This is a genomic window from Microbulbifer harenosus, assembly GCF_005771435.1.
GTDB lineage: Bacteria > Pseudomonadota > Gammaproteobacteria > Pseudomonadales > Cellvibrionaceae > Microbulbifer > Microbulbifer harenosus.
In genome coordinates this window covers 271,146-283,191 of record NZ_VANI01000004.1, presented here as the reverse complement: position 1 = coordinate 283,191, position 12,046 = coordinate 271,146, and the positions used below count along the sequence as shown (strand labels likewise).

Sequence of the window (12,046 nt, the reverse complement as noted above, 5' to 3'; positions counted from 1 at the left end):
TAGTTCGAGCTCTGTTCTGTTCGCCTGCAAGCAGGCTCCTAGGAAAATGCGCTACAGAGTTCCGACTCCCTCTTGCTGTAGGAGCCGGCCTGCCGGCGAATGGCTCAAAGCTCTGCCCTGTTCGCCTGCAGGCAGGCTCCTACAAAAATGCGCTACAGAGTTCCGGCTCCCTCTTGCTGTAGGAGCCGGCCTGCCGGCGAATGGCTCAAAGCTCTGCCCTGTTCGCCTGCAAGCAGGCTCCTACAAAAATACGCTACAGAGTTCCGACTCCCTCTTGCTGTAGGAGCCGGCTTGCCGGCGAATGGTTCAAAGCTCTGCCCTGTTCGCCTGCAGGCAGGCTCCTACAACGTAGCCCTGATTTTCTCGCCCCTTTCTATTCCCCATCCACAAACCTGTAACTTTCCCCCGCTATCCTGTCCCGCATAAATATCGGTAGCCAAAGAGCACTGATCACAACACCCGGGGACAACAGTACGCATGGAGAGTGGACCGGCCAAAATTCTGTCGACGTTTTCCACCCTGCGGGAGCGGACGTTCCGCGATCTCGTTGCGGAAAAAGCCAGCCTGCTCTCCTTTATCCGCAGACGCACACGCAACGGTGCCGAAGCCGAGGATATTTACCAGGAGGCGATGGAGCGCCTGACGCGAAAACTGCGTACCGGCACCGTGCCAGACAATCCCCTCGGCTACATGTACCGAATTACCACCAATCTCATCAACGACAGCCAGCGCCACAACGAACAGCCGCTGGAACCACTGGACGATGTCGCGGAGAGCCTGCGCTGCCAGCGCCCTCAGCCAGACCAGCAGCTGAATGACCAGCAGCACCTGGCGCTGTTTGTGAAACAACTGAACGACCTGCCAGTGACGCTCAGAAGCATCATCGTGTTGAGCAGGGTGCACGGCGTCAGCAATAAACAGATCGCCCTGCAATTCGGCCTCAGCGCGAAAGCGGTGGAAAAGCAAATCAACCGGGCCATCCGAAATATCGAAGCCAGAATGGCCCAGCAGCTGGAATCAGAAGGCTGACGGACAAGGTCTTACTATTCATCAATGACGCCCATGAAGAAACAATGTCCGCTCGGCGAACAACACCCGCTCAGCGAAAAGGAAGAAGAACGAATCTACCGCTGGATCGTCCACGGCGAGGCAGAGAAGGCCGATGCCGAGGCGTGGCGGCAATACCAGAACTGGCTGCAGGAAAGCCCGGCCAGAGCACACAAGGCCAGCCAGGTGGACGGCGTCTGGAATCACCCCGAGTTTGAGAAGGCCGCGCGTCTCATAGGCAGCACACTCCCGCTGGACACGGCCACGCCCCGGCGCTATCGCAATCCCTGGTACCTGGCGGCAGCCGCCGCAGGTTTTCTGGTAGCGATTACGGTATCGCTGCTGCAGCCATCAAACCCATCGACAGATGCCGGCAATCGCCTCTATGCCACCGAGCGCCAACAGACCAGCCGCAACGCACTGGCCGACGGATCAACGCTGGATATGAGCGCCCAGTCCCGCGTTGCCGTGGACTTTAGCGAGCGCGAGCGCCGCATCCGCCTCTACGATGGCGAGGCCCGGTTCACCGTCGCCAAAGACCGGCAGCGCCCGTTCGTCGTGGAATCCCGCCAGGCGTCAGTAAAGGCGTTGGGCACCGTGTTCAACGTGGACCAGCGCGGCGATATCACCGAGCTTACGGTGCTGGAAGGCCTGGTATCCGCGCACCCGCTGAACCGGCCGGACAAAACACAGCACGTCGCCGCCGGCGAGCGTGTGCGCATTTCCGGCAACGCCATCGGGCCTGTGCAAAAATTCGATCTGCACAATTACAGTGACTGGCTGCAGGGGCTGGTGCAGGTGGAAAACATACGGCTGGAAGAACTGCTGGTGGAATTCAACCGCTATTCCGACACGCCGCTGATCGCCGGGGATCGACACACACGGAACCTGCGCGTGGGTGGGACGTTTGACCTCAAGGACATACACACCAACCTGCAGATTCTCGCGACCCTGCACGGCCTGACAATTTCCGATTCCGGCGACGAAATCGTTTTGCGGTCGAATGGTAATTCCACCCACAGCTCCCTGTAGGAGCCTGCCTGCAGGCGAATAGAACCGGGCTCCGGACTGTTCGCCTGCAGGCAGGCTCCTACAGGGCGTGTAGCGGTATCAAACGCTAAAACTCCACCGCCACCCGCAACTGATACCGCCGCCCCTGCCGATATGCCATAAACGTCTCCTCACCCTGCGCAAAATGCCGCGCGTCGTCCAGCAGGTTCTCCATAGAAAAGGTTGCGTGAATCCCGTCAAACACCGGCGTGTTGAACACCAGCGCCAGGCTGTCGTACGGATCGCGGTATACATCCGGCACATGGAGGTTATTGCTCACAATATCCAGCTCCCGCCCCGCGCGCTTGTACAGCAGCGATGCACTGCGGCCGCTGTCGAGATGCTGGTACTGCAACTGCAGGCCGCCGAGGTATGCGGGCTGCCCCTGCAGCGGCCGGGTTTTGCCCGCGCGCCAGCGGTCCGGCGGCATCGCCACCTGCGAAACCATGCCCGCGTAACTGGACTGCAGCGCGAGCTTGTGCGCATCGGCAAACACCCGCTGGTAATCCAGCTCCAGCTCGTAACCATACAAACGGGCGGAACCGGTATTGGTGTAGCTGTAGATGTTGAAGGCCTGATTGTTGGCAATCACCGGATCGAAGAACACACCCTCGATGGCGTTGCGGATGGTTTTGTAAAAACCGAGCAGTTTCACATCGAGCCCCAGCCCCTCATCGCGCCACTGCCAGTGCAAGTCCCAGTTCTGCGCCGCGGCCGCTTTGAGGTTGGGATTGCCGGTAATCTCGATGCGCAGGTCGGTGTCTTCATAGCGCCGCGGCATCAGTTCGTTGACGCCGGGCCACACTGCGGTTTCGCTGTAGCCCAGGCGCAACGCCTGCTGTGGCGCAGGATCAAATGCCAGCGCGGCAGAGTAGAGCGTGCGCGCACCGTCCAGCAGCGGCACCCAATCCTGCGGCTGTGCATCCCAGAAATCCGCCTTTACCCCGTCGCGCTCGCGCCGCGCGCCCAGCACAAACTGCCAGCGCTCGCCGAGGCGGATATCCGCCAGTAGATACGCCGCGCGGTTGCGGTGCTCCGCCGCGTAAAAACTGCCGTCCAGCTCGGGCGGGCTCACAAACAGTTTTACGTCGTCATCCAGCAGAAAGCCGTCGGTACCGGGGGCGCCGATAATGGTTTCCGGGGTCAGAATATCCGCAGGATTCGCACTCTGGATCAGCGGCTCGTTCTTTTCGATATCGCCCTTGGCGATAAACGTGTACTCCAGCAGATAGCCGTCCTGGCGCGCATCCATCAGCTCCAGGCCCGACTTCAACTCTCCGCTCCAATCCTCCAGCTCCCACACCCAGGCCGCATTCACACCCGCGCTCAGGGTTTCCTCGCGCATATCCTCCCAGGACACCTCAAAATGGTTGTAGCCCGGCTCAAAACGGTAGGAATCGGAAGCGCTGCTGCGCCGGTAGAGGTAGCGCACATCAAACGGGCGGGTAAAGCGGGAGCGCGCGGAGGTGAGATGCCAGTTCAGTGCAATACGTTCTTCCGGCCCAGTAAAATGGCGCCCGTAAAACTGCCCCAGCCCCATCCGGGTTTCCGTCCAGTTGGACAGACTGCGCAGGCTGGCGCCGCCGTCGTACTTGCCGAAACCATCGCGCTCGCGGGTTTCAATCTGCTCGGTGCGGTTTACACTCTGGCGCAGCAACAGGAAATTGCTGCCGAGAAAATGCCGCTCATCCAGCCCGTAACCCAGCGCCAGCAGACCGTTCAGATTGATCACATTTTCCAGGCGACGGTGGTGGCCGTCTTCTGTGGCGTACAGGCTGCCCGCGTTATTACCATCCGCATTCTCCGGCGCCGAAAAACGGTTCAGCACCTGAGAGAACAGCTCCCGCTGCTGCCACTCGTTCTGGTAGCCGAGGGAGGCCGCCGCGCCCCAACTGTGGTGCCCGTGTTGCCAGGCGCGGCCGCCGCTAAGATTCAGCAACCCATCCACTCCGGCATTGCCGTGGTAAATGCCGAGTTTGCGTGCGCCGTGTGCGTTTTCCAGGATTGCCTCACCGGCCGCCTCCCGCTGCGCCGGGCTCCAGTTATCCGGGCTGCCGAGACGCGCATTTTCCGCCAGCACCGGTGGCAGTGCGCGGCCGCCGTCGTCGTACCCCAGCCAGTCGCGGCCACCGGTGTAACCGCGGATCACCGGCGCGCCGGTGGTGCCACTGCGGTAGCCGCCGCCGGAAACCAGTGTGAGGTAGGGGGTTTCTGGAATACGCCGGGTTTCGATATTCACCACGCCCGCGCTGGCGTTGCCCGGCGCATCCGCAAATACCGATTTGCGCAGATCCACCTGGTTCAGAATATTCACCGGGAACACATCCAGCGGCACCCGCTGGCCGGAGGGTTCAAGGCTCGGAATGGTGGCACCGTTCAACCGCACCGACTGGTAGCGTCCCTTCATGCCGCGGATCACCGCGTAGCGCTCCTGCTCCAGCTTTACCCCGGAGATCAGTTCCAGCGCCGAGGCGAGGTCGGTAATACCGAGGGATTGGATGCGCTCAAACTCCAGCACCGCATCCGCACTGCCCAGATAATTGCCGTACTGGTTGCCGCTGCCGGTGGATGATTGCGCCGGTAAAGGGCTGGCCTCCACCACCACTTCGGCCATCGCAGGTGCCGGCACCGGCGCCGACGCCACTTTTTCTTTGACGGGTTCCGCGCGGAAGATCACCAGCGTATCGTCAATGACCCGGTAGGCCAGGCCTCGCGGTTCCAGCAACCGGTGCGCCTGTTGTTGCCAAAAGAGTTCTGAAGAGAATTCCGAAGAGAGTTCCTGCGGCGAGCAATCCGGCTGCCACACCACCCGCTCACCCTTTACGAGATCCGGAATGGTTACCAGGTGGTAGCCGGATGCCTTCGCCAGTGCATACAGCGCCGACAACAGGCTCTGCTCGGAGCCAGCCGGCCCAGCAGATAAAGAACCGCCCGTATCGCAGGATTGCCCCGCCACCGGCAAGGTAGAGAATGGCCCTAACAGCACACAGCACAGAGCCAGCGGACGCAGTGCACAGGGAATAGCCAGAAAAACTCCGGGAACCGCAATATTTAGGGGGACGTTACCGCATCGGTTCCCGGATAGTCGCAAACGGCTATTGCGAAAAAATGACAATTCAAAAGGCGCTACGCCGCTCCGGATGCCATTATTTAATTCGCACTAGCCTGTGGCCATCAGATGTCCTGGTCTGACGCCTTATCGACAAAAATCTGCACACCGCTGAACGAGAAAGTGCCCAGGGGCTCAATACCCAGCAGGCAGCTCAGGGTGGATACCGGCTGTTGATTGAACAGGGTAGTGATTACCTCATTGCCGGCCGACTCACCGAAGCTCACGTTTCCCTTGTATGCTCCGATTGGAGCGCGGTCACCAATGGCCGGCTGTAAAGCAATAAAATCGAGCTTGCCGTAGTTCCACTGAACCAACTGTGACAGAGAAAAACTCTGCAGTGCACAATTGGCGATACCACTACCACCAAATGAAACCGTAGCTTCAACATCCTCTACCGGACCATTCTCGTCGACACAAGCCGAGATAACGGCCAAACCGGAAACCTCATGCGATTCATCCTCTACCGTCAATGGGCCGGAAAAAGTGAATGAACCGGAGATCGCACACATACGGCCATTCAGTTCCTGTGCCTGCACGGAACCAACGGAGAACAGAGAAATTCCCAGTACAACTCCGATAATTCCAAACACCTTTGACAAAGCCAAATCTGTGATTACCTTTTTCATTGCAAGCTCCATAATGCGATTCAAAATTTATTGATTACCTATGCCCGATCTTCAACAATCAGGCTGACTGAAATGCGCAGGCAAAGCCTGCGCACAACAAATATCAACACGCTATTTACAAAAGATCAGTCACAGGCCGGAGCAGACCAGAAAGAGGATCCGCTGAAACCAAGCGCTGAACCACTGGAACTGGGCATATCCCAATTGGACGGGTCTCCATCAATTTCGGTACAACCGTAATTGATGTTGCTCCACTGACCGGAGGCGCTGACATAGGCACCCGTAGTTTCATCACAGTTTTTCGCGTCGTAACTGGAACCTACAATTACATGCTGGAAAGTGCCATCGGTGCCTTCTTTCAATTTGAAGGGCACATTGGCGGGGGTTCCGGTACCAACGTAATCAATGCTCATAGCAAAGATACTGCCATTTGAACGCGGCAAAGCATTGTCGTTGTCCGGATTATTGGCCAGCTCTAAGGCGTAGCCAGCATTATCACCCTGTTTAATACTGACATTTACGAGATAACCCTGATAACCCAAGTCCCAGTCTATGCTGTCGTCTTCGTTGCAGGTCATCCACATATTGGTGATTGCAGCATTACCACCAAAGAACTCAACGCCGTCGTCTTGGTTGCCATGTACATGTACATTATTGATGGTGGTGGAGCTGTTCACTGCATACAGCGTCAGGCCGTTGATCTCATTGCCATCAGTAATCACGTGGCCGCCCTCGGCGATTACCACATATTCCAAAGTGCCACTGCTCATAGTATTCGGCGCGGACAGGTGGCCGGCGCCGAAGTAAGCAGCGCTGGCAACGCCTTCCATGGTGCAGACATCGCCCATCTGACCGCCGCTGATGGCGCCGCTTGGGCAGGCGTTGCTCTCGCCAAAACCGGCCAGAACCAGGCCGCCCCACTCACCGGAACCGGTCATGTTGTTGTCCAGGGAGGAGAACACGATCGGATCGTTGGCGGAGCCCTGTGCGTCGATCTGCGCACCGCGGGAAATGATCAGTGCGGACGCGCTATCCACGGAACCGGCAATCTGGGCACCCGCTTCGATCTGCAGCACAGTCTTGTCGACAGTGCTCGGATCAGCATTCTGGGTGTTACCGTTACCGACTACCACGATACCCGGCAGGGTCCACACAATTGGATCAAGGGTGTCAGCACTTTCTTTTGCCAAAACAACAGTGTTGTTGCCTTCGATGATGGAAGTCGGGAGTTCACAGTTGAGATAGGTACCACCGTTGAACGATACCAGCCCCTTATCTGTACCGTTGAAATTACAGCTGCTATCAACAAGACCAAGGTTTACAACAGCGGCATTGGATACAGAAGTCACTGCCAGCAGGCTCAGAGACAATAATGTCTTTTTCATAAGAAATTCCTTCCAAGTGTTGTGATTCATGATTCCGAAAAACTGTCAGTCTGGAAAAACAGAAACGCCACAGCATTCCAACCAAACATACTCCAAGTGAATAAGACCGGATCTGTCCGGCAAACAAAGACTACAGACCGTCAATTAATTATTTGTTTAATATCAGAAATCATTTGAACTTAGAAAACAAAACTACAAGCGAATCAATTATAACCAGACTGTATAGACGGATTTTTCAAACGCAGGCGACATTTATTTCAATGAATTATTCAATGCAAATTCTTTACAGAAAACCGGCGCAAACGCGCAAACGCGAAAACAAAAAATGACCGGAATCACTTCCGGCCATTTATTTATACTCGACAAACTTTCTGAAAATTCGACGTTATACGATCAATCAGCAGATATCTGATAGCCGGCATCAATCGGAATAAAATAATCCAGCGTGCCCAAATAATTGGTATCCAGAATGAAGTCTTTATTGACCGTCTTTGATGCCGAATAGTCCGAGGCGGCCTCACCCAGGTTGATCACATCGGGCGTCGCGTACTTGCGATTTTCCCAACCGGAAAGCCGGACAACGCCCTCTACATCCTGGAAATTCGCTTCTGCAGCCCGGGTGCCAACCGTCCAGCCGAAACGGTAGATATCCGCGTTGGCTTCGCTGGGGTTTTTCACGGTGGTGAGATCACTGGCGGTGCCGGCAACATTGGTGACGGTTTTACTGGTAAAGCGGGTATCGAATGCCTGTTCCAATCCGGCATTGTTGGAGAACTGGGTACAGCCAAGTGCCACCTGATCGAAGATTACTTCCTCACCTACCAGTGCGTCTACGCTGCCGTCGGTCTTGATACACCAGTCCGGCGCCCAGCCGAACCCGATTGGATAGGGGTGACTGGTGCTGAATCCGCGATCGTAACCCGTTTTGTTCGTACCGAGCACACTATTGTGCAGGTATAGACCGGAACCGCCTGACAGTTCGATCATGGAACTCAGCGCATCGGAGTAACGTTCTGGCTGCGCTTCTGTATATCGCAACGACAGATTGGCAATGGTAGGTGCGGAACGGGGCAAATCGTTTTCATGGCCGACAGCGCCGTTGATTCCGTGAATTACCGGGTAGTAATGCGACGAAGTGACGTCACCGTCGGTTTCCTGGTAAATTGTCCGGTAGTTACCATCGGCATCCGTACCCGCCAGCGCCATGGTCAGCTGCATCATAAGCCACACGGACTGTAGCGTGCCCTGATAGCCGTGGTTCCATTTAATAACGCTGCCACCCAGCACAGCGCGCGCGCTATTGGAGCCGATATTCACGTTGCGGAAATTGACCGCACCACCGTCGATGTCAATCACCGGCTTGCCGAAGCTTTCCTCAAGTTTGTCAGTCAGGGCACCGGAAAACAGGAAATTGTGAATCTCGCTACCGCCGCCGACACTATTTAGCTGCAGGCGGCCGCCGACCAGTTCCAGATTCTCGATCCACAGATTGCCGTGGCTGTTGTCGTAACCGCCGTAGTAACCGAACTCGCCCTGGATATTGCAGATGTTGGTGCCGGGCTCGGCCATGGCATCGGGGCACTGGTTGTTGCGGCCGAAACCGTCAACGATCAGGCCGCGCCACGGGCCCGTTCCGCTCAGACCCACCGGACCCAGGCCGTCGGTATCGGCGTCGTCTTCCAGCGCCACTTCACCCAGGGCCAGCAGCGCGCCACCGCGGGTAACATGTAGGGCACCGCCGGCCGTAGCCACTACATCGGCGCTGGGTCCAATTTCCAGGGTGACCGGGTTTTCCTTCATATCCTGCAGCTGCGCCAGATCGGTAATTTCCAGGTGACCCTCTCCGACGCGCACCAGCCCGTTCAGCAGCCATACGGTCGGCACGGGGTCGCGCACCATAATTGTTGGAAAAGCATCACCCAATAAATAGTCTTCGCTAATTTGCCCCCCCGCTTCTGCCGCCAATCGCTCGCTGCCGGTATAGGTGCTCAGTACCAGATCCTCAGTAATGGTGCCGCGCAGTCCGCAGACCGGGCGGTTAGCCTTTGCTGACGAAATTTGCGGCCCACCATCGGGCAAGTAAACTGGATAGTCGTCATCCGATTCAAAAACAAAGTCATCCTCCAACACGCCCATAAAATCGCACTCCGCCGCAAGCACCACGCCCACGGAATCGCTCCAGCCCAGATACCAGTCGTCCACCGAGTCGCGCACCGAACCCATATAACCCACACCTGAGTTCAGGTACATGGCAACACCGCCGGCCAGGGTGAAGTCGATACTGGATTCGATGCCGGGAATCTCACTGCCACTGGCGACAAAGTTGGTATCCAGCACCGCGGGCACCTGATACACACCGCTCAGGCCCTGGGTGCTGGCGGCGTAGTCCATTCCCGCCTCTTCGTCTTCTTCGGCAATGGTGTCGCCGCAGTCCAGCACCACATTGTCGAAAAAGATCTGCGCCGGATTGCTGGTCTGCAGGCTGGCGGTGGTCGGGTCGTCGATATCCAGGCAGGTGTTGAAGTCCGCCACCACCGAGTTGTACAGCAGCAGGCCGGAACCCTGCTCCAGCAGGATGGCGGTGTCCGCCTTTTCTGCGCCCTTCACGGTAATATTCGCCATCACCGGGCGCGAGCGCGGTGCGGCATCATGATTGGCGGCATCGTTGCTGCCATGCAGGGCGTGGCCGAGGCTGTTGTCACCGGCCTGCAGGATGGCGTATTGCAGGGTGCCGCGGTAGCCGCTGGCCCACTGTACCTGGTTGCCTACCACATCTGAGACCAGCAGGTTGTCGATATTTACCGCACCGCCATTTAATGACAGGCCGGCGCTGGCGGAATCGGCAATATCCAGGTAGTTGATCTGCCCGGCGGCGCTGACCTCGTTCAGGGTCAATGCCGGCTGGCCATTGCCCGCATTTAGCAGGCGCAGGTAGTCGATCTCCACAAACCGCTGCTGCGCCAGCGCGCAGATTTCACTACTGGCGCAGTTGTCCACCAAGCCGTTGATGGTGATACCGCCCCAGTGTTCATTGAGCCCCTGGGGTGCCAGTTCAACGGGGTTCTGCGCAGTGCCCAGTACCCGCAGGGCCGCATTCGGATTCAGCGCAAGCGTCGAGCCGGTACTCAGCAAAATTTTGGAGCCCCCGTCGATAACGATCTGGCCCGGCGCCGCCAGCGCCGCTTGTTGCTGCGCCGCATCCAGTGCTGTGAAATCGCTGCCCAGGGTGACGGCGCCATTGATGCGCCAGGCCACTTTTACGTCATTGATGTCATCGTCGAAGTAAAGATTGCCGCTCACCTGTCCCTTGAGTTCACAGATCTGGTAGGTGCTCTGGCCGATGGCTACTGTTTCTTCCAGCAGAGCGCCGGCGCCGTAACAGGGCTCGTAATAAAGACCGAGCTCATAACCGTAGACAAGGGTGCTGCCGCTCAGTGAAGCTGCCGCCACCCCCTCGATGTTGACGTTATCCAGCGCGAGGGTGGCACTGAGATCCGGGTTGAGAGTGTAGAAGTTTTCCGCCTGGGCCAGGGCCTGGGCGGCGTAGTCGCTGCCGTCTTCCGCCGCGGCGGTGGTTTCTCCGCAATAGAAGGCACTGTTGGCAACTGCCACGCTGGTATTGCCATCGCCAATATTCAGGCAGGTAGCAAAGCCCTGCACCACCATATTGTCAATGCCGATATTGCCGCCGCCGGCGAGCGCCAGTGCGGAGCCGGCGTTGAGGGATTGATCCACCAGCGTCAGGCCGTTGATGGATACACCGCTGTCGCCGCTGCCACTGTTCCCGCCTTTGATGGCGGCGAGATCGGACTGGTGGTGGATGATGCTGCTCCACATTTCACCGCCAAAACCGCTGTGCCAGTAAAGCGCGTGGCCCTGGTTGCCCAGGGCTCTGAAACTGCCAATGCTCAGCGCGCCGCCATTCAGCTCCAGGCCATTGGTCGCGCTGTAAAAAACGCCTTGGGGAGCATAACTCTGGCCCAAATGCGGCGCATTGACGGTGATGGCCGCGGAGAGCCGTTCACCACCACTCAACTCACCGCCGGCTTCTGCGGCGTAACCGGTAAAGCCATTACGAGTTCCGAGCAATCTAGTGCCTTCACGGGTTTCCTGCTGCGACAGGCCGCCGTAGTAACCCCACTCACCCTGCACATTGCAGAAATTGTCCGCACCGCCGGTAGTGCCGCAGTCCGGGTGGTAGCCCATGCCGTTTACCACCACACCACCCCATTCGCCGCCGCCGATATTGTCGTCGTCAATGGATACAATATTCGGTGCGAAACTGCCGTTGCGGTGCACCACCACCACGGTGCCGGGCTTTGCATAAACTTTTGACGCGTAGCCACCAACACCGTGGCGCGTATCTGCCTGCAGTTCCGCCAGGGTTGCGTAGCTCTTGCTCTCGCCGATTTCGTAGGTGCCGTCCAGCACCCATACCAGATTTTCATAGTTGTGGCTGCTTTTCAAATTGACTGCGCCGACCTGGCCCGCATCGGCATTTAGCAGGCAGGCCAGGGTTTCCACGCCGTCCACTATCACCGGATCGGTGGGTGTGCCGACGACGCCGCCCTCCGCGACCTCACATTGCGCGAGGCTCAGGTCAAAGGGGGGCTCCTGGGCGAGCTCATCGGAAGTTTCACCTGTGCAGGCGCTCAGCAGTAACGCGCTTGTTACCAGCAGCATGGAGTGATTAAGCCTGCGTTTCAGGCCAGACAGGACGCCGGCATCCCGTGCCGGAACCCGGTATATTTTTTTGGTAGTCATGGTCTCACCTAAAAATGGTCTTGAATAAATTTCAAATCTGTAGTGAAAGCCAGCCATGTGAC

6 protein-coding genes are annotated in these 12,046 nt (G+C 57.7%); 2 read left to right on the top strand and 4 right to left on the bottom strand.

All coding sequences use genetic code 11. From position 1 onward, the window contains the following. Nucleotides 1-477: 477 nt before the first annotated feature. Nucleotides 478-1,029 carry an RNA polymerase sigma factor gene (locus tag FDY93_RS03465; protein ID WP_138234350.1) on the top strand — a complete coding sequence of 184 codons (552 nt, stop codon included), beginning with the start codon at nucleotides 478-480 and terminating at the stop codon, nucleotides 1,027-1,029. Between the two features lie 33 nt (nucleotides 1,030-1,062). Then, nucleotides 1,063-2,079 (top strand): FecR family protein, encoded by a 1,017-nt coding sequence (locus tag FDY93_RS03460; protein ID WP_171018875.1) that lies wholly within the window; start codon nucleotides 1,063-1,065, stop codon nucleotides 2,077-2,079. Nucleotides 2,080-2,164: 85 nt separating this feature from the next. On the opposite strand, the gene FDY93_RS03455 is transcribed toward FDY93_RS03460, so the two are convergent. From FDY93_RS03455 to FDY93_RS03440, 4 genes are all read right to left on the bottom strand, one after another. Then, a complete protein-coding gene (locus tag FDY93_RS03455; protein ID WP_138234348.1) occupies nucleotides 2,165-4,984 on the bottom strand; it encodes a TonB-dependent receptor domain-containing protein in 2,820 nt (939 codons plus the stop codon). Between the two features lie 287 nt (nucleotides 4,985-5,271). Then, a complete protein-coding gene (locus FDY93_RS03450) occupies nucleotides 5,272-5,835 on the bottom strand; it encodes a hypothetical protein (protein ID WP_138234347.1) in 564 nt (187 codons plus the stop codon). A gap of 125 nt (nucleotides 5,836-5,960) precedes the next feature. Next, nucleotides 5,961-7,220, bottom strand: a complete 1,260-nt coding sequence (locus FDY93_RS03445) for a hypothetical protein (RefSeq protein ID WP_138234346.1) — start codon at nucleotides 7,218-7,220, stop codon at nucleotides 5,961-5,963. A gap of 393 nt (nucleotides 7,221-7,613) precedes the next feature. Then, nucleotides 7,614-11,984, bottom strand: coding sequence for a hypothetical protein (locus FDY93_RS03440; RefSeq protein ID WP_138234345.1), 4,371 nt, complete (start codon nucleotides 11,982-11,984; stop codon nucleotides 7,614-7,616). Nucleotides 11,985-12,046 lie beyond the last annotated feature (62 nt).

Excerpts from the sequence above, each read along its gene's own strand:
- FDY93_RS03465 (WP_138234350.1), top strand. The coding sequence starts at position 478 with ATGGAGAGTGGACCGGCCAAAATTCTGTCGACGTTTTCCACCCTGCGG.
- FDY93_RS03460 (WP_171018875.1), top strand. The coding sequence starts at position 1,063 with ATGAAGAAACAATGTCCGCTCGGCGAACAACACCCGCTCAGCGAAAAG.
- FDY93_RS03450 (WP_138234347.1), bottom strand. The coding sequence starts at position 5,835 with ATGAAAAAGGTAATCACAGATTTGGCTTTGTCAAAGGTGTTTGGAATT.
- FDY93_RS03445 (WP_138234346.1), bottom strand. The coding sequence starts at position 7,220 with ATGAAAAAGACATTATTGTCTCTGAGCCTGCTGGCAGTGACTTCTGTA.
- FDY93_RS03440 (WP_138234345.1), bottom strand. The coding sequence starts at position 11,984 with ATGACTACCAAAAAAATATACCGGGTTCCGGCACGGGATGCCGGCGTC.